The organism is Acidisoma sibiricum (assembly GCF_057837225.1).
Window position 1 is genome coordinate 3,366,183 of the sequence record NZ_CM174445.1, and the last position, 17,573, is coordinate 3,383,755.

14 protein-coding genes and 1 tRNA gene are annotated in these 17,573 nt (G+C 63.6%); 6 read left to right on the forward strand and 9 right to left on the reverse strand.

Annotated elements, in window-relative coordinates; genetic code table 11:
- Window positions 1-27: 27 nt before the first annotated feature.
- On the reverse strand, window positions 28-780 hold the full coding sequence (locus AC3G7M_RS16050) for a hypothetical protein (protein ID WP_489213130.1): 753 nt from the start codon (window positions 778-780) through the stop codon (window positions 28-30).
- 309 nt (window positions 781-1,089) lie between these two features.
- On the reverse strand, window positions 1,090-1,626 hold the full coding sequence (greB, locus tag AC3G7M_RS16055) for a transcription elongation factor GreB (protein ID WP_489213131.1): 537 nt from the start codon (window positions 1,624-1,626) through the stop codon (window positions 1,090-1,092).
- 271 nt (window positions 1,627-1,897) lie between these two features.
- Here greB and AC3G7M_RS16060 point away from each other — a divergent pair, with 271 nt between their 5' ends.
- A complete protein-coding gene (locus tag AC3G7M_RS16060) occupies window positions 1,898-2,674 on the forward strand; it encodes a hypothetical protein (RefSeq protein WP_489213132.1) in 777 nt (258 codons plus the stop codon).
- 24 nt (window positions 2,675-2,698) lie between these two features.
- On the opposite strand, the gene AC3G7M_RS16065 is transcribed toward AC3G7M_RS16060, so the two are convergent.
- The 4 genes from AC3G7M_RS16065 to AC3G7M_RS16080 are packed head-to-tail and all read right to left on the reverse strand — an operon-like array spanning window position 2,699 to window position 6,333.
- Complete coding sequence (locus AC3G7M_RS16065) at window positions 2,699-3,361, reverse strand: RraA family protein (RefSeq protein WP_489213133.1); 663 nt, start codon at window positions 3,359-3,361, stop codon at window positions 2,699-2,701.
- Between the two features lie 4 nt (window positions 3,362-3,365).
- Complete coding sequence (locus tag AC3G7M_RS16070; protein ID WP_489213134.1) at window positions 3,366-4,133, reverse strand: FadR/GntR family transcriptional regulator; 768 nt, start codon at window positions 4,131-4,133, stop codon at window positions 3,366-3,368.
- Window positions 4,130-5,050: a carbohydrate ABC transporter permease gene (locus AC3G7M_RS16075; protein ID WP_489213135.1), complete on the reverse strand. Its 921-nt coding sequence runs from the start codon at window positions 5,048-5,050 to the stop codon at window positions 4,130-4,132. The genes AC3G7M_RS16070 and AC3G7M_RS16075 overlap by 4 nt, the downstream gene beginning before the upstream one ends.
- Before the next feature lie 35 nt (window positions 5,051-5,085).
- Window positions 5,086-6,333 (reverse strand): ABC transporter substrate-binding protein, encoded by a 1,248-nt coding sequence (locus AC3G7M_RS16080; RefSeq protein WP_489213136.1) that lies wholly within the window; start codon window positions 6,331-6,333, stop codon window positions 5,086-5,088.
- 218 nt (window positions 6,334-6,551) lie between these two features.
- On the opposite strand from AC3G7M_RS16080, the gene AC3G7M_RS16085 reads away from it, so the two are divergent.
- Genes AC3G7M_RS16085 through AC3G7M_RS16095 form a run of 3 tightly spaced genes read left to right on the forward strand, consistent with a single transcriptional unit; the run spans window position 6,552 to window position 9,906 of the window.
- The gene (locus AC3G7M_RS16085; protein ID WP_489213137.1) at window positions 6,552-7,322 is read left to right on the forward strand and encodes an SDR family NAD(P)-dependent oxidoreductase; all 771 of its coding nucleotides are present in this window, start codon (window positions 6,552-6,554) and stop codon (window positions 7,320-7,322) included.
- Window positions 7,323-7,349: 27 nt separating this feature from the next.
- Window positions 7,350-8,147, forward strand: a complete 798-nt coding sequence (locus AC3G7M_RS16090; protein WP_489213138.1) for a carbohydrate ABC transporter permease — start codon at window positions 7,350-7,352, stop codon at window positions 8,145-8,147.
- 37 nt (window positions 8,148-8,184) lie between these two features.
- Window positions 8,185-9,906: an IlvD/Edd family dehydratase gene (locus tag AC3G7M_RS16095; RefSeq protein ID WP_489213139.1), complete on the forward strand. Its 1,722-nt coding sequence runs from the start codon at window positions 8,185-8,187 to the stop codon at window positions 9,904-9,906.
- Window positions 9,907-9,910: 4 nt separating this feature from the next.
- Here AC3G7M_RS16095 and putA read toward each other — a convergent pair whose 3' ends face one another.
- A complete protein-coding gene (putA, locus tag AC3G7M_RS16100) occupies window positions 9,911-13,417 on the reverse strand; it encodes a bifunctional proline dehydrogenase/L-glutamate gamma-semialdehyde dehydrogenase PutA (protein WP_489213140.1) in 3,507 nt (1,168 codons plus the stop codon).
- 126 nt (window positions 13,418-13,543) lie between these two features.
- Between putA and AC3G7M_RS16105 the strand changes: the two genes are divergently transcribed.
- The gene (locus tag AC3G7M_RS16105; protein WP_489213141.1) at window positions 13,544-13,996 is read left to right on the forward strand and encodes an Lrp/AsnC ligand binding domain-containing protein; all 453 of its coding nucleotides are present in this window, start codon (window positions 13,544-13,546) and stop codon (window positions 13,994-13,996) included.
- A 32-nt stretch (window positions 13,997-14,028) separates the two neighbouring features.
- Here the strand turns inward: AC3G7M_RS16105 and AC3G7M_RS16110 are convergent.
- Window positions 14,029-14,104 (reverse strand) — tRNA-Glu (locus tag AC3G7M_RS16110).
- Between the two features lie 221 nt (window positions 14,105-14,325).
- On the opposite strand from AC3G7M_RS16110, the gene AC3G7M_RS16115 reads away from it, so the two are divergent.
- Window positions 14,326-17,151 (forward strand): phosphoenolpyruvate carboxylase, encoded by a 2,826-nt coding sequence (locus tag AC3G7M_RS16115; protein WP_489213142.1) that lies wholly within the window; start codon window positions 14,326-14,328, stop codon window positions 17,149-17,151.
- Between the two features lie 57 nt (window positions 17,152-17,208).
- Here the strand turns inward: AC3G7M_RS16115 and AC3G7M_RS16120 are convergent, their stop codons facing one another.
- Window positions 17,209-17,538, reverse strand: a complete 330-nt coding sequence (locus AC3G7M_RS16120; RefSeq protein ID WP_489213143.1) for a ferredoxin family 2Fe-2S iron-sulfur cluster binding protein — start codon at window positions 17,536-17,538, stop codon at window positions 17,209-17,211.
- Window positions 17,539-17,573 lie beyond the last annotated feature (35 nt).

A 17,573-nucleotide genomic window follows, 5' to 3' on the forward strand; every position in this document is an offset into this window, starting at 1 on the left:
GCAGGCGGCGATACCTGTCGTGACCGCTCAACCGGATGCAGGCGGTGCCACCGCCGCGTGAGCCGAAGCGGCCGCGGCCGAGGGACCAAAATCAAGACTGCCCTCATCACCGTGGCGCGCGCGCGCCGGCGGCATGGTCTTGAGCAATTCTTCGGTCAGATACTCGGTTTCGATCCATCGCAAGACCAGTTCCAGAACCGCCTTCAGGTCCCGCAGGTCCTTATCCTGCCAACTTCTTTGGTAATGGGCCTCATCATTGGCCAGCCAGATCGCGCGTTTGGCGACATCCCGCACATTGCTATCCGTGACATAGCTTTCGATGCAGCCCGCGAGCGGTCTGTTTTCGATAGCCTCACGATCCTCCGGCCGCCGCGAAATCAGATAGTCCTTGATGAGGAATTCAAGCGCCTTGCGGTAGCCGACGCCCGCCAGCTGCTTTAGCCCTGACGCCTCAGCCTTCAGGCATTCCGTAAACATTTCGCTATAATTCTGAGATATTCGCCTTACGAAATCCGGCAGCGGTGGCAAAACCGGTTCGGACGGGCGGCAGGTCTGAAAGTTGTAGACATTTCCGCGCTTGTCGAAATAGCCCAGAAAGTATTCGCGACAGCTTTCATTCGGGCATACGAAGACAACGGTCAGATTGCTGCCAAAGATGCGTCCGCTCGGTCCCCCCGCGATCAGATTCGGCGTGATCCGGGTATGGCAGATCGGGCAAATATCGGGGCGACGATCGACGGTCACTTGCCCCAATCCGGCAAGGTTCAGGACAGATGCCATACCGAAACGCCTACCCTTGCTCTAAGCATCCATTGACAAAAGTCTGCCCGCTGGAGCGGGATGCCGTCGCGCGCGCTCCCACAGGCCGCTTTAGCTCTTTGTCTGATCGCGCCATTGAGACCTTCGGCGATTCAGACCTTCGGCGATTCCGCCTTCGGTCATCGCGCTGTAAGCGCCAGCCCCTGCTCATGCATCCGTTTTTATTCTCTAGACGTTACGTTACGATCATTCACGAACGTCCTAAGCTGGAGAGGATTAAAAATTGTAAAAGACCCGATATCTTTGCCATCAAATTCTAGCCTGGCGCATTCAGGCGGCAGCTTGCGGCAAGGGATAGGAAATCTCAATCACTTCGATGCGTTCTGGACCACGCGGCGTCCGCACCATGACTTCGTCGCCCTGGCGGGCGCGCAGCAAGGCCAGCGCGATCGGCGAGCCGATGCTGACTTTGCCATCCGCCATATCGGCTTCATCGACACCCACGATCGTCACCGTCTTTTCTTCGTCGCGCTCATTGGCATAGGTCACGGTCGCGCCAAAAAAGACGCGGTCGCGCTGGGTTTGAGCCGCGGCATCAACCACTTCGGCATGGGCCAGGCGGCGCATGAGGAAACGCAGCCGCCGATCGATTTCGCGAAGGCGCCGCTTTCCTTCCTTATAGTCGGCATTCTCGCTGCGATCGCCATTGCCGGCCGCCCAGGAAACGATCTCCACCACCCGGTGGCGTTCCTCCCGCCGGGCCGCAAGCTCCGCCTCCAGCCGCCTGAAACCGGCGGGTGTCATATAGAATTTCCCGCCCGGCAGCTGGGGAGGCCCGTCATCCTCCTCGTCTTCCTGAAAACCCATCGCCCCGCCAATCCTCAAAATCCAGGCCCAGTCTTGGCCTCTGCCTTTAGACTAGAGTTTGTCCGCGCGGACAAACGCCGTCTCAGTGAAGCTGTTTCTGATCGGTTCCCAGCCAGGGCCAGAGCCCACGCTAACGAGGCCTTCGTTTTTTCGTCTTATGACCATCATTTTGTATGGTAGCGATCACACTGCGCGAGCCATAGAATGATGCCCGACGCCGAAACAAAACGATCTTGCCCATCAACTCTCGTTCTCAGGCACGCTTGTTACCATGAGCTATGCAAAGTTCTTACGGCGACTGAGCATCGGCATTATGTGGCTGACCTCAGCCTATGTCCTGCTGATGCTGCTGATTGCGCTCACCGATCAGGGACAGCCGACCGGTGCCTTGAACGGCGCCGACCTCACCCAGTTATTCTACCCGGTCTGGTACGCCAATCCAGATGTCATCACCGCGGTCAGACTGGCGGTCGTAGCCTATCCCACAGCAGCCCTGGCCTATGGCTTGGCAGTTTTGCTGTCCTATGCGGCAACGGACAGGCCAGTGCCACCCCGCCTGTATTCGGAACCCCCAGCCGGACCCCAGACCCAGACCCCGTTCGGCGGCCTTGGCGACCCTTTCGCACAAAGCACCCACGCCGGGCCGTTGCCGGCACCGGGTCCGGGAGCGCCCGCCGCCATAGATCAGACCGACAATCCAGACTATCTTTGCATTCTCGATACGGCATTCCTGATCAGGGCGATCAGCCGCAACGCCGCCGCCATTCTTGGCTTCGCGCCGGAATCCCTGCTGCATCGGCCCTTCACCAATTTTGTGATGGCCGCCGATATCGCCCAGATTCACGCGACCGGCGACCGGCTGACGCAAGATCCGCAGGCCGTGATCGGGCTGCATTTGCACATCCGCCACCCGGACGAGTTGGTCGTGGAAGCGGATGCCATCTGCCGCGCCGGGCTTGGCGCGGACGGACGGATCATCAGCATGACGCTGATCCCGCGGTCTGAGCGCGGACCGCTCTCCAGCCAGCTGGCGGCCATCTGGTATTGAGCCGCGAGGCAGCCGGCATGAGCGCTACAGAATGCCGTAGCGCTCGAAGACCTCGCGCAGAGAGGTGCCGGCGCGGAGGGCGGCCAGGGTATCCTTCTCACCGCGCAACTTTTCGGCCGCAAGGCGCAGCACCTCCGCCTCCGCGCGCTTCGGCACGATCACCAGCCCATCCGCATCACCGAAGACCAGATCCCCGCTTTCAACGGCGACACCCGCACATTCGACCGGCACGTCGATCGCCATCACCAAGGCGCGGCCCTTGCTGTCCAGCGGTGCGATGCCACCATGGAAGACCGGAAAACCCATCTCCCGGATCGCCTTGATGTCGCGCACGCAGCCGTCCATCACCGCGCCCGCCGCGCCCCGCACCTGCGACGCGGTTGAGAGAAGCTCTCCCCAGGGAGCCACGCGGGCCGGGTTGCTGCAGGCGAAAACCGGAATCTCGTCGGGCTGCAGACTGTCGATCAGCGTGATTTCCAGGTCATAGGGGTTCACGCCTTCTTCGACGTGATAGACCTCCATATAGGCGGCCGTGCGCGCGCGGCCGACCAGGATCTGCGCCTCGTCCAAAGGCCGGATGCGGGACGGCATGGCCTGGCGCCGAAGGCCTGCCTGATCCAGACAGTCCGACAGAAGAGAAGAAAAAAGGGTCTGGCACAGCTGCGCCATGCTGGGGGTCGCGGTCATCGGACTATCTCCTGGCTGTCTTGCTGGGCGCCCGCCTGGGCGGACGCCGGTTCTTGGCTGTTGTGGCCTGGGCTTCGGCCACATCGCGTTCGGATGCGTTGACAAGGGCGAGCATGGCGGCGGAGGCCGCCGCGCTGTCACCGGCGGCAATGGCATCCAGCACGGTCTTGTGGAAAGGCATGGATTGCTGCTGGCCCTGCGGTGCGTCGAGGGACAGGCGCAGCGTGATATCAAGCGCGACCGTCACGGCCTGGCCCAGAGCGCGAAACAGGGAATTGCCAACGCTCGCCAGAATGATGCGGTGAAAGCGGGCATCGGGTTCCAGGAAGCGGTCGCTATCCTCGCCCGCTTCCATCATCTCGGCCAAAGCCGCTGATAGCTCGCCCAATTGCCCCTGGGCGATGCGTGTCGCGGCAAGGCCGGCTGCTGCGGGTTCGATGACCCGGCGGAGTTCAAACAATTCGGTGACGAAGCTGCCCTGGTCGCTGCTTTGCGAGCGCCATTGCAGAATATCCGGGTCAAGCAGGTTCCAGTCCGCGTCACTGCGCACCCGGCCGCCGGCGCGGGACCGAATATCGATAAGGTTCTTGCTGACCAGTACGCGCAGCGCCTCGCGCAGCACGCTGCGGCTGACCTGCAGACGCTCACCCCATTCCGTTTCATTGGGAAGCTGGGAGCCCACGGGATAGCGGCCGGCAACGATATCCTGGCCGATCGTGTCAACGACCTGATCGACCAGAGACCGCCCACGGCGGCGGATGACGCCGGTCATGCCGATGTCCTCCGGTAGAGCATCATGAGCGGCGTGGTGACCACTGCGATGACGAGAAGGAGGACGATACCGACGGTCGCCCCCATGCCGAAGTCGGTCTGGTTGAACGCCAGACGATAGATATAGAATTCCATGGTGGTCGTACTAAAGCCGGGTCCGCCGCCTGTCATGACAAAAATGAGGCTGAACAGCGCCGTGAACGCCGCGATCAGCGTGATGATGGTTGTGAAGACCAGGAAGCGCGTCATCAGCGGCAGCACGATCTGACGGATGGTGGCGAGGAGCCCCGCACCATCAATCGTCGCCGCTTCAAAGATCGCGGCATCGATGCCGGAGAGGCCGATGAGGAAGATCAGCGTATTCTGGCCGACCTGAGACCAGATAAAGGTCAGCGCGATCGGAATGATGGCCGTGCGCACGCTGCCCAGGGGGTCGATATGGAAGCGATGCAGGCCGAGCACATCGAGCATCTGGTTGATGAGACCGTCCGAGGAATAGACGCGCAGCCAGACGATGCCGATGACAACCCAGGACAGCGTTGCGGGCAGAAAGATCAGCGCCCGTACCCAGCGCCAGCCCGGCGGCTCCATCGCAATGACGATCGCGATGCAGAGCGGTATGAAGACTGCAAAAGGCACGGAGAGCAGCAGAAGCAGGTTATTGCAGAAAACACTGCCGAAATCGGGACTGCGCAACAAATGCAGATAATTGCCGATACCGTTCCAGGTCGATGACAGCCCGTCCCATTCCGTCAGGCTGTAATAAGCCGTCTCGCAGATCGGCAGGATCAGGAACAGGCCCCAGACGACCAGCAGCGGCGCCAGAAAGACCAGACCGGCACGCTGGCGATGCCGGTGAAAGCCCCCCTTTCGCAAGGACGGAGCACGAACGGTCGTCGCCTCTGCTAACCCACTCATGACCGCGCTCCGTCCCTATCCCGCCTACCGTTCGATCAGTGCTTCTGATCGGCCGGCAGATTGTTCCAGGCATCCTGCATCTTCTGCAAAGCGTCTGGCACGGTCATCTGCTGGGCGAAGGCCGCATTGAGCACCCGCTGCCCGACATCGACGAGCGGCGGCTGGATGACGTTGTCGATCATCGGGGCCGCGGTGAAGCCATCCTTCTCGGTCAGTGCGAACAGATCCGCATAGAGCGGATTGGTGGCGGCATAGCCCTCACGCGCTGGCACCAACCCGCTTTGCGCCAGAATTTTCTGCGCATCGCCGCTCATCAGGAAGGTCAGGAAAGCAACCGCATCCTTTTTGTTCTGGGAGGATTTGAGCAGGGAGAGGCCGTCACCCGGCAGTTCGACCACGGTCTTGGTCGGGGAATCGGAGAAGGGCAGCGGGAAGACGCCCAGGCTGCTGCCCATCTTGTCGTAAAGCTGCTGCAGGTTCCAGTTGCCATCAACGATCATCGCGGCCTTGCCAGCACCGAATTTCGTCAGGATATCGGTCGTTGTCAGAACATCTGGATTGGTACAGCCATTTTTGTGCAGATCGGCCCATTTCTGCAACTGATCGGCGATAGGCTTGGAGGTCCAGGCGATCTTGCCGTCCACCAGGCCGCTCCACTGATCCACCGGATAGGCGCCGGCCATCAGATAGCTGAGATCGTAGAAGGGATAGAATTCCGAGCTTAAGGCCTGGCTATCGCTGCCATAGAGCATGGGATCGACACCGGTCGCGCGGATCTTTTGACAGACATCGGCGAGTTCGGACCAGCTGCGCGGCGCCGCATTGAAGCCGGCTTTCTTCAACAGATCCTTATTATAAAAGCCGATATAGAACTGGTCTTCCAGCGGCAGGACATAGAGGGCTTTGCTGGTGTCATAATCCTGCGACGCCCAGCGCAGACCCTTCATCTGGTCCAGCGTGTCCGCGGGCAGCAAGGGCCGCAGATTGGCCAGAAGATGGGCGTATTTCAGATCCCATACGCCCGTCCACATGACGGCGATATCTGGCGCCGAGTGGGAGATGGACGCCGCCGTCAGCAGCGCGAAATAATTGTCGGCCGGCTGGCTGATGACCTTCACCTGAACATCGGGATCGGCCTTCTCGAAGGCCGCGACCACGGCGGTCAAGGCCGTGGCGTTCACTTCCGTTCCGTAATTATGCCAGATCGTGATGGTGCCGGCGTCGGCGGGGGCGGCGGTCGCGCCCAGCGCGCCGAGTGCGATTCCCCCGAATACGAGTCCCATGAGTCGCGCCCGGAAACTCAGGCGTGATCCAGATGGGCCAGTCTGATGTCGCGACATGAACGCTCCCTCCAAAAAGTGGTTGCAGGCACGCCAGACCGGGCAATCGACATGGCGTCGAAATCACCCTTGGAAAAATCATATGATATGTTTTAATCTGCGACGGCCGCTGTCAATCGAAATCAGCGATGCTGCAGTGCAATTTGCCCGAGGAGTGCGCCGTGGAAGCCCAAGATGCGTCCTATCCCAGCCTGAAAGGCCGTCCCGTCTTCATCACCGGGGGCGCCTCGGGCATCGGCGAAAGTGTCGTCGAGCACTTCGCCGCACAGGGGGCGCGGGTGACGTTTTTGGATTTGCAACAAGATGCGGGCCAGGCGGTGGCGGACCGGATTGCGGCGCGCGGGCTGGATCGGCCGCTGTTCATTCCCTGCGATCTCAAGGATCTGGACGCGCTGAAGGCCGCCGTCGCGCTATCCTCTGCCACCAACGGCGCGCCGCTGGCGCTGATCAACAATGCCGGCAATGACGACCGCCATAAGATCGAAGACGTGACGCCGGAGTACTGGCAGAACCGGATGGAGACGAACCTGCGCCATCAGTTCTTCGCGGCCCAGGCGGTGCGCCCAGCCATGAAGGCGGCGGGCGGCGGCTCCATCATCTGTTTCAGCTCGATCAGCTGGTTCGCTGGCGAATCGAATTACATCGCTTATGTCACAGCGAAAGCGGCGATCAGCGGCATGACCAAGGGCCTGGCCCGCGAATTGGGGCCGGAGCGTATTCGCGTCAACGCCGTGGTACCCGGCTGGGTGATGACGCAGCGTCAGATCGCGCTATGGCTGGACGACGATGGCGAGCGGCAGATCAAGGAACGTCAATGCCTGCCGGACAAGCTGATGCCCGCCGATCTCGCGCGCATGGTGCTGTGGCTCGCGGCCGATGACAGCCGCATGTGTACCGCCCAGCATTTCGTCGTCGATGCCGGCTGGATCTGAGGTTGTGGCGCGCAGGGTGATCGCGGCATGAAGACGCTTCTCGGGCCGCGCGGCCGCGTCATGGCCAGTGCGCTTCTTGGCCTTGTCCTCATCGTCATGCTGTTTCCCTTCTATACGATCGGCCGTGGATCGATGGAATTTGCCGGACACCTGTCCTGGCGCAATTGGCAGGTGCTGTTCCAAAACCTGCCCGTCCTGCAGCAGCTGATCAATTCGACCATCGTGACCGTGGGCTCCGTCGGCGTCATTCTGATCATCAGCTCTCTCGCGGCCTTTGCGCTGACAAAGCTCAATATCCCCAGGGGTGGTGCGTTGCTGGGCCTGATCGGCGCCAGCATGATGATTCCGATGCAGTCGATGATCCTGACCGAGTTCATCAATTTCGCCGCGCTCGGCGCCTCCGACAACTATCTGTCGGTCATCGCGACCTATGCGGCACTCGGCATTCCCTTCGGCACCTTCCTCATGACGTCCTTCATGAGCGACCTGCCGGACGAGCTGGTGGAGGCCGCACAGATCGACGGCATGCCCTATTGGCGCATTTTTGCGAATGTCATCCTGCCGCTCAGCGCACCGGCGCTGCTGGCCGTGGGTGTGCTGCAATTCATCCAGATCTGGGACGACCTTCTGGTGGCCCTGATCTTTTTGCAGGAGCCCGCGGTGCGGACCATCACTGTGGGACTCGCGGTGCTGCAATCAGGCCGGGTGCTGGATATTCCCGTGCTCCTTGCCGGGTCGCTGCTGAGCGCCCTGCCCGCGATGCTCGCCTATCTTCTGTTCCAGCGTGCCCTGATCGGTGGCCTTACACTCGGTATCGGCAAGTGAGCACCCCTTCTCTGCCCTTTTCTGTCGGAGACTATCCATGACGGCCAAGCGCCTGCGCTCCCAAGCCTGGTTCGGTGGCGATGGCAAGAATGCCATCATGTATCGCAGCTGGATGAAGAATCAGGGCATGGCGCCGGATGCCTTCGACGGCCGTCCCGTCATCGGCATCTGCAATACCTGGTCGGAACTCACACCCTGCAACGCGCATCTGCGCGATCTGGCCGAGCGGGTGAAGCGCGGCGTGTATGAGGCGGGCGGCTTTCCGGTCGAATTCCCCGTCATGTCGCTGGGCGAATCGAATCTGCGTCCGACGGCGATGCTGTTTCGCAACCTGGCCTCGATGGATGTCGAAGAATCCATCCGCGGCAATCCGATCGACGGTGTCGTGCTGCTCGTGGGCTGTGACAAAACCACGCCGTCGCTGCTGATGGGAGCGGCCTCCTGCGACCTGCCAACGATTGTGCTATCAGGCGGTCCGATGCTGAACGGCCGCGTGCGCGGGGAGCCCGTGGGCTCGGGCACCGCCGTCTGGCGCTACAGCGAGGACGTGAAGGCCGGGCGCATGACGCTGCGGGACTTCATGGATGCGGAAGCCGGCATGGCGCGCTCGGCCGGCAGCTGCATGACCATGGGCACGGCGTCGACCATGGCGAGCATGGTCGAAGCGCTGGGCGTGGCTTTGCCCGAAAACGCGGCTCTGCCGGCGGTTGACGCCCGCCGGGGCGTTCTGGCTCAGCTCACCGGCCGGCGCATCGTCGATATGGTGCGGGACGATCAGACGCTGTCCTCCATCCTCACCCCGGCCGCCTTCCGCAACGCCATTCGCGTCAATGGGGCGATTGGCGGATCAACCAATGCCGTTCTGCATCTCATCGCCATCGCCGGGCGTATCGGTGTGCCGTTGAGCCTGGATGACTGGGATGCCCTCGGCCGCAATATACCCACGATCGTTGATCTGCAGCCGTCAGGCCGTTTTCTGATGGAAGAGTTCTGCTACGCGGGCGGATTGCCTGTCGTCATGAAGGCGCTGGCTGAGGCCGGGTTGCTGGAAGGGGATGCGCCCAGCGTCACTGGCCGGACCATCTGGGAAAATGTCCAGATGGCCGAGAATTTCAATACCGAGGTCATCCGCACGCTGAATAACCCGCTGACCCCGGAAGGCGGCATTGCCGTGCTACGGGGCAATCTGGCGCCGAACGGTGCTGTCATCAAACCCTCTGCCGCGACGCCCGCGCTGATGCAGCATCGTGGCCGCGCCGTCGTGTTCGACACGATCGATGACTATCATCGCCGCATTACCGATCCTGATCTCGACATCGACGAGACCTCGGTGATGGTGCTGCGCAATTGCGGGCCGCGCGGCTATCCCGGCATGGCGGAGGTCGGCAATATGGGCCTGCCGCCAAAAATCCTGGCCCGCGGCATCACCGATATGGTGCGCATTTCCGACGCCCGCATGTCCGGCACCGCCTATGGCACGGTCGTTCTGCATGTCGCACCCGAAGCGGCCGCCGGCGGGCCGCTCGCGCTGGTGCGGGAGGGCGATATGATCGCGCTCGATGTCGCGAACCGGTCCCTGGTGCTGGAAGTGCCGGAGGCGGAACTGGCACGACGGCAGACGGAGTGGCAGCCGGTCGCCCCGCCGATTTCAGGCTATCAAAGCCTTTATATCCAGCATGTGCTGCAGGCCGATCGCGGCGCGGATTTCGACTTTCTGGTGGGCTGCCGGGGCGCGGATGTGCCCGCCCATTCGCACTGATGGATCAACCGATCATCATGAGATGGGCATTGCCGCCGGCGGCGGTGGTGTTGATGCTGATGGAGCGCTCCCGGACAAGAAACTCCTGCGGATACTCTCCGTCCGCCGCGCGGATGTAGACGGAGATTATCGGTCCGGTACGGTCTGCGGCGCGTTGGTTAACAGCGCGCAGGTCAGCGGTCTCCCCGTGGAACAGGATGGCGGCGAAGTCCTCCGCCCAAGGGTCGTCGGCGATCTGCACGCGCCCCGCCAGATGGGCCGGTAGATCCGTCAATGCGCCCTGGGTGATCAGGGCGCGATTGCCGGTCTCAAGCGTCACATCGATCTGGCGCAATAATTCTGCCCGATCAGAGGCGATGCAGAGAACAGTGCCCCGCGCCTCCGTCACATACAGATTGCGCTCGCCGACCGGGCCGGGCAGTGCCTGCTCCGTGCCTATGCCCGGCGTGGGCGCTGCAGGAGGCCGCGCAAGCAGACGGCGCAGATACAGCGGCCCGCCGGCCTTGGGCCCGGTGCCGGACAGGCCGTGGCCGCCGAAGGGCTGCACACCGACCACGGCACCGATCAGGTTGCGGTTGATATAGATATTGCCCGCACCCGCCCGCGCGGTGACACGCGCCACCGTCTCATCGATACGCGTATGCAGACCGAAAGTGAGCGCATATCCGGTCGCGTTGATAGCGGCGATGAGAGCATCCAGCCCATCGCGCGGATAGCGCAGCACATGCAGAACGGGGCCGAAAACCTCCTGCTTCAACACAGCGATGTTCGGTATGTCGACGATCGCGGGTGCGACGAAGCTGCCTGCAGCGCAAGCCTCCGGCAAGGGCAGCTGATGCACGGCGCAGCCGGCCGCGCGCATCGCGGCGACATGGGCCGCAATATTGTCCCGCGCCTCATCCGTGATGACCGGACCGATATCGGTGGACAAGCGGTCCGGGTTGCCGACGGACAGTTCGGCCATGGCGCCGCGCAGCATGGTGAGCGTCCGGTCGGCAATCTCCTCCTGCAGGCACAGCACCCGGAGCGCCGAACAGCGCTGCCCGGCGCTGTCGAAGGCGGACACCAGCACATCTGCCACCACCTGTTCCGTCAGCGCCGAGGAATCGACAACCAACGCATTCTGGCCGCCGGTTTCCGCAATCAGCGGCACCAGCGTGCCGTCCGGGTTGAGCCGCCGCGCCAGAACCTGCTGGATCTGTTTCGCGACGTCGGTCGATCCGGTGAAGACCACGCCGCGCGTGCGCGCGTCAGCGACCAAGTGCGCGCCGACCGCACCCTGCCCCGGCAGAAGCTGCAGCACGTCATGCGGCACACCCGCTTCATGCAGCAGAGCGACCGCCTGGGCCGCGATCAGGGGCGTTTGCTCCGCCGGCTTGGCCAGCACGCAATTGCCGGCGGCGAGCGATGCCGCCACCTGTCCCGTGAAAATCGCGAGCGGAAAATTCCAGGGCGAGATGCAGGTGACAACGCCCAGCGGCCTGCTGTTCTCCGCGGTGAGTGCCCTTCCCTGTTCCGCATAATAACGCAGGAAGTCGACAGCCTCCCGGACTTCAGAGACCGCATTGGCGAGGGTTTTGCCAGCCTCGCGGATGATGAGGCCAAGCAGGTCCGGCATCCGCGCTTCCAGCAAATCAGCGGCCCTGTTCAGACAATCTGCGCGTGTGGCGGAAGGCGTCGCGGCCCAGGACAAAGCCGCTGCCGTCGCGTCGGTGATGGCCGCTTCGACCTGCATTGGTGTTGCCTCAACAACGCTGCCGACAACGTCGCCCCGGTCAGCGGGATTGCGCACGGCCTGCGGCATTGCCGCCGCACCCTGTGCCGGTGCTGCCGACCACGTGGTTGCGGCACTTTTCTGCAACCTGTCAGCAAGGACTGCCAGTTGAACATCATCGCTCAGATCGAGACCGGCCGAATTGGTCCGCACCGGCGCGAACAGATCGCGCGGCAAAGCGATCCGCTCATGCGGCGTGCCGAGGCTGGCATCGTCCAGCGGATCGGCGACCAGTGCCTCAACCGGCACCGCTGGGTCCTGAATGCGATTGACGAAGGAGGAATTGGCGCCGTTTTCCAGCAGGCGCCGCACGAGATAGGCGAGCAGCGTTTCATGCGTGCCCACGGGCGCATAGATGCGGCAGGGCCGGTTGAGTGTCTCGGTCCCCACCACCTCTTCGTACAAAGCCTCGCCCATGCCATGCAGGCATTGGAACTCGTAAAGCCCCACCTGAAAGTCCGCGCCCGCCATGGCATGAATAGCGGCGAGCGTCTGCGCATTGTGGGTCGCGAATTGCGGAAAGACCGCGTCGGGGGCGGCCAGCAGTCTGGCCGCACAGGCGCGGTAGGAAATGTCGGTATGGATTTTGCGGGTAAAGACCGGAAACCCGTCCAGTCCATCGACCTGCGCGCTTTTGATCTCGCTATCCCAATAGGCGCCCTTGACCAGTCGTATCATCAACCGGTGCCCGCTGCGGCGGGCAAGGTCAATGATCCAGTCGAGCACGAAAAAGGCCCGCTTCTGATAGGCCTGGACCACGAAGCCGATGCCGTTCCAGCCCGCGAGCCTGTCGTCGAAACACAGCGCTTGCAGCAGATCGAGCGACAGTTCGAGCCGGTCTGCCTCCTCGGCATCGATATTGAGGCCGATATCGTAGCGCCGGCAGAGCGGCGCCAGCGCCTGCAGCCGGGGCAGCAGTTCCGCCATCACGCGGTCGCGCTGCGCCCGGCTGTAGCGGGGATGCAGCGCCGAAAGCTTGATGGATATGCCAGGACCATCATAAAGGCCGCGTCCGGCGGCGGCCGTGCCGATGGCATGGATCGCGGCCTCATACTCATCGTAATAGCGCGCTGCGTCCGCCGCCGTGACGGCGGCCTCCCCCAGCATGTCATAGGAGTAGCGGAAGCCGCGCGCCTCCAGCCTGTGAGCGTGGCGCAAAGCCTCCGCGATCGTCTGGCCGGTGACGAATTGCTGCCCCATCATATGCATGGCGAGTTCGACGCCGCGGCGAATGACCGGCTCGCCACCCCGGGCGATCAGACGCGTCAGCGCCGCCCCCAGACCCGTCTCATGGGCGCTGCCGGTCAGCTTGCCGGTGACGACCAGCCCCCAGGTCGCGGCATTGACGAAGAGGGACGCGGAATGCCCGAGATGACCGCGCCAGTTCCCCGTGCTGATCTTGTCGCGGATGAGCGTGTCGCGCGTGGCCGTGTCGGGGATGCGCAGCAGCGCCTCGGCGAGACACATCAGCGCGACGCCCTCCTGGCTTGAGAGGTCATATTCCCGCACCAGACCTTCCACAGGACCGCGGCCGCCCTTGGCGCGCAGCGCCCTCACCAGGGCCGTCGCCGTCTGCCGCGCGCGCTCCGCCGTCTCGACCGGCAAGGCAGCCGCCTTGGCGAGGTCGGCCACGCACGCCGCCTCGGGCGCGCGAGTCTGCCGGGTGATCGCCGCCCGCAAGGCGGTTTGGGGACCCAGGCCGGAGGTGAAGGCGGAGAAAGGAGCCAGCGCTGTCATCAAGCGAAACCTCGAGCGATGCCTTGCCCAAGATATCGCCCTATTTTCGGCAGGTGGTTCGGATTTTGGGCCGCTCAGCCGAAGATTCGCTGGCTTGTGTCGATAGTTTCGCGGAACTCTTCATTCATGGACGACACCGACAGAAAACTGCTGCGCCTGTTGCAGCGCGATGGCCGCATGACGAATGTGGAACTCGCGCGCCAGGCCAATCTCAGCCAAGCCGCGACCCATGAGCGGGTTCGGCGGCTTCAGGCCGAGGGGGTGATTGAGGGCTATGCCGTGCGCCTCAACCCCGCCAAGCTGGGGCGGGGGTTGCTGGTCTTCATCGAAATCACGCTCGACCGCACGAGCACCGCGGCCTTCGATGAATTCGCCGCCGCCATCGGCCGCACGCCCGAGGTGCTGGAATGCCATATGGTGGCCGGCGGTTTCGATTATCTGATGAAGGTGCGGGTGCAGGATATGGAGGCCTATCGCCGCTTCCTGGGCGAAACCCTCGCCCGCCTGCCCGGCATCCGCCAGACCCATACCTATACGGTGATGGAGGAGGTCAAAAACACCACCGAACTGCCGCTGTAGCGGCGGCTATCTCAGTAATGCATTGAAAAACCTGGCGTCCCGCAGGGGATTCGAACCCCTGTTACCGCCGTGAGAGGGCGGTGTCCTAGGCCTCTAGACGAGCGGGACAGGCCGGCAAGCGCCGATTTGGCGTGGAGCGGGTCTATAAAGACCTCATGCGTCCCGAGCAAGGGCCATGGTGAGGCCGCCCGGATTTTCTGGCCGCATGGCCGATACGCGCCGGGAGAGCGCCCGGCTGCATCCAGTCACAGCGAAAATTTCTCCATAAAACGAGCGGCTGGGATCACGTAATCGTTGCTCCCGTGGCGTTGCGATGCACAATAGTAGCCATGGCAGACCAACTTGCACCCCTGAGCGATCTCCCTCTTGAACAGCCGGCGCAGATCGCGGCGCTGGCGGCCGATCTGCTCGGCGTCATGAATCACGCCCTGGCCCGCGCGGCGGAGGACCCGTTCAGTAACCCGGTCATGACGACCGCACTCGCCATTTCCCGGCGTATCGACCAGGGACAGCTGACGGACGCCGACCTGCAGGGGCTGGTCTGCTGGCTGCGCGACGAAGCCTATCAGCAGCGGGCGGAACGGCTGGCCGATTATGTCGGTCTCTCCTCCGGGATAGACCCGGCCGCCGCCATGCACAGGCTGGCCACGCTGCTGGTACGGCCTGACCCGAATGACAGCGCCGTGCCCTTCGCCCAGTTCCGCCGCGCGACCGAGCGCACGCGGTTTTCAGCGGTGTTCACCGCACACCCGACCTTTTCCCTGCCCTATGCCGTGGGGGATGCCTTGGCCCGCGCCGCCTCGGGCGAGGTCGGCACCGCCTGTTTCACCTCCCATCGCCCCGCACCGGTGACCCTGGAAGACGAGTTCGACCAGGCCCATGCCGCCATCGCCCGCGGACGGGACGCAATTGACCTGCTGACCGGCGCCATTCTGGATGCCGCGCGGGAGACCTGGGCCCATCGCTGGCTCGATCTCGCGCCGCGCCCCGTCACACTGGCGAGCTGGGTCGGTTATGACACCGACGGCCGCACCGATATCGGCTGGTGGGATACGCTGCGTCTGCGCCTGCGCATGAAGCTGTATCAGTTGCAGCGCGTCGAAGCGCAGCTGGCCCCGCTGCACAGTGCTTCCGCCATTCTGGACAGGGTCCAGGTTGCGATCGCCGCGGTCGAGGCAGAGATCGCCGCCGCACCCAACGGCACCGATGTCGCGGCCGTGGGCGAATTTGGCCGCACCCTGATCCACCTGCAGGACCAGGCGCTGGCCACGCCCGAGCCGCTGCTGGCCCTTTTCCCGGCCGCCCTCGCAATCGCAGACGAGGCCGAGAAGCGGGCGCTGCTGATTGCACGCGCCGGCCTCACCTCGCACAATCTCGGCCTCGCCCATACTCATGTGCGGCTCAACTCCGCCCAGTTGCACAATGCCGCCCGCCAGCGCCTGGGCCTGGCCGATCCACCCGCCGATCCGTCCCGCCGCCGCATCCTGCTCGGTGCCATCAACACGGCCCTGGACGAGGTGAAGCCGGAAGCCATCAACTTCGGCACGCTGATGGCGGAGCAGGCCTCGGCCGCGCGGCTGATGATGACGGTCGCCCAGATGATCAAGCATATCGACGGCGCGAGCCCCGTCCGTTTCCTCATCGCGGAAACCGAAACCGGCTACACGCTGCTGACCGCGCTTTATTTCGCGAAGCTGTTCGGGATCGACGACAAGATCGAAATCAGTCCCCTGTTCGAGACGGCGGAAGCGCTGTCCCAGGGCAACCGCATCATCGAAGAGGCGCTGCGCAGCCCGCATTACCGCGCCTATCTGCGCCGCACCGGCAAGCTCGCGGTCCAGTTCGGCTATTCCGATTCGGGCCGCTATGTTGGCCAGATTGCAGCGACCTATCTGATTGAGCGGCTGCGGCTGAAAATCAGCGAAGCCATGGTCAAGCATGGGCTGACGGATGTGGAACTGGTTCTGTTCGACACCCATGGCGAGAGCATCGGCCGCGGCGCGCATCCGGGGTCGCTGACGGATCGGCTGTCCTATCTCTCCCCCGCGGCCGGCAGACGCGCTTTCGAGGATGCCGGAATCAGCTACCGGGAGGAAAGCGCCTTTCAGGGTGGCGACGGCTATATGCTGTTCGGCACGCCGGCGCTGGCCCAGGCGACGATCCTCAAGATTGCGGAATTTGCCCTTATCCGCACCGATGAGGGTGAGGACCCGATCTATCAGGACGCGGATTTTGCGGCCGATTTCTTCGCGACCATCCGCTCCAGCATGGAAGAGCTGGTCGAAGATCCCGGCTATGCCGCCATCCTTGGCACGTTCGGCCCCGCACTGATCGACCGCACCGGGTCCCGCCCTGCGGCGCGTCAGAGCGATACCTCGGGCGGTCCCGCCATCATCAGCCATCCGCGCGAGCTGCGCGCGATCCCCAACAACGCGATCCTGCAGCAGCTCGGCTGGTGCGCGAATACGCTGCAGGGCCTGGGGCTCGCGGCCAGCCGCAACCCGGATGCGGTGACGGAGCTGCGGCGCACCAGCCCGCGTTTCCGCCGCTCGATGGATTTCGCTTCCCACGCCATGCGCCATTCCCATCTCGACGTGCTGCGTGCGGTGGTGGAAACGCTCGACCCTGGCACCTGGCTGGATCGCGCCGGGCACAGCACCATTCCCGGCCGGCGAGAGGCGCTGATGGCGGTCGCCACCGGGCTGGAACAGCTCAATATCTGGTCGGACGTGCTGGCCATGTTCCGCCGCGTCCATGCCGACCATCTTGCCTTGCGCGCCGCCTGGGCGGATGCGCCGCAGATGAATGACCGGGAGCTGCTGCTGCATGCGCTGCGGCTGGCCGCCATTCACCGCATCTGGATTCTGACTGCGATGATCCCGGATTTCGCGCCGCGCCTCGGCGTCATGCGCACCGGCCTGCAGCAGCGCCTGCTGCGGCTGGACGTGCCGGCGGCCTTGCAGACGCTGGGCCGCATCTTCCCGAAGGCCCCGGATGAGACGACGGGCACCGATTTCGGGGAGCCCGGCACCTCACCCAACAGCCTGGGCTACGGGCGGGAACATGATGAGATCTTTTCGCCGATCGCCCGCTATTTCGCGCTGGTGCGCGAAATCAGCACGGCGGTCAGCCATGAAGTCGGCGCCTTCGGATAGGCGCCGCGGCAGGTTCACCCGCGGATCAGGTCCGCGGGCAACCCCCAAGTCACGGCGTTAGCCCTGGGCGTTGCGCGTGGCCGAGGGCAGCTTCACCACCAGACCGTCCAGGCTTTCGTTGATGACGATCTGGCAGCCCAAACGGGAGGTCTCCTCCAGCCCGAAGGCGAGGTCGAGCATGTCCTCCTCGTCCTCGGACGGGGGATTGAGCTTCTCGAACCAATCCGGGTCGATAATGACATGGCAGGTGGAGCAGGCGAGCGAGCCTTCGCAGGCGCCTTCGAGGTCGATGCCGTGCTTATGGGCAACCTCCAGAACGGACAGCCCGAGCGGCGCGTCCACATCACGGGGCGTACCATCGCGCTCGATGAAGGTCATCTTCGGCATCGGCGTCTTAATTCCTCTTTCTAGACCGGTCGGAC

Excerpts from the sequence above, each read along its gene's own strand:
- AC3G7M_RS16050 (WP_489213130.1), bottom strand. The coding sequence starts at position 780 with ATGGCATCTGTCCTGAACCTTGCCGGATTGGGGCAAGTGACCGTCGAT.
- greB (WP_489213131.1), bottom strand. The coding sequence starts at position 1,626 with ATGGGTTTTCAGGAAGACGAGGAGGATGACGGGCCTCCCCAGCTGCCG.
- AC3G7M_RS16060 (WP_489213132.1), top strand. The coding sequence starts at position 1,898 with ATGAGCTATGCAAAGTTCTTACGGCGACTGAGCATCGGCATTATGTGG.
- AC3G7M_RS16065 (WP_489213133.1), bottom strand. The coding sequence starts at position 3,361 with ATGACCGCGACCCCCAGCATGGCGCAGCTGTGCCAGACCCTTTTTTCT.
- AC3G7M_RS16070 (WP_489213134.1), bottom strand. The coding sequence starts at position 4,133 with ATGACCGGCGTCATCCGCCGCCGTGGGCGGTCTCTGGTCGATCAGGTC.
- AC3G7M_RS16075 (WP_489213135.1), bottom strand. The coding sequence starts at position 5,050 with ATGAGTGGGTTAGCAGAGGCGACGACCGTTCGTGCTCCGTCCTTGCGA.
- AC3G7M_RS16080 (WP_489213136.1), bottom strand. The coding sequence starts at position 6,333 with ATGGGACTCGTATTCGGGGGAATCGCACTCGGCGCGCTGGGCGCGACC.
- AC3G7M_RS16090 (WP_489213138.1), top strand. The coding sequence starts at position 7,350 with ATGAAGACGCTTCTCGGGCCGCGCGGCCGCGTCATGGCCAGTGCGCTT.
- AC3G7M_RS16095 (WP_489213139.1), top strand. The coding sequence starts at position 8,185 with ATGACGGCCAAGCGCCTGCGCTCCCAAGCCTGGTTCGGTGGCGATGGC.
- putA (WP_489213140.1), bottom strand. The coding sequence starts at position 13,417 with ATGACAGCGCTGGCTCCTTTCTCCGCCTTCACCTCCGGCCTGGGTCCC.
- AC3G7M_RS16105 (WP_489213141.1), top strand. The coding sequence starts at position 13,544 with ATGGACGACACCGACAGAAAACTGCTGCGCCTGTTGCAGCGCGATGGC.
- AC3G7M_RS16115 (WP_489213142.1), top strand. The coding sequence starts at position 14,326 with ATGGCAGACCAACTTGCACCCCTGAGCGATCTCCCTCTTGAACAGCCG.
- AC3G7M_RS16120 (WP_489213143.1), bottom strand. The coding sequence starts at position 17,538 with ATGCCGAAGATGACCTTCATCGAGCGCGATGGTACGCCCCGTGATGTG.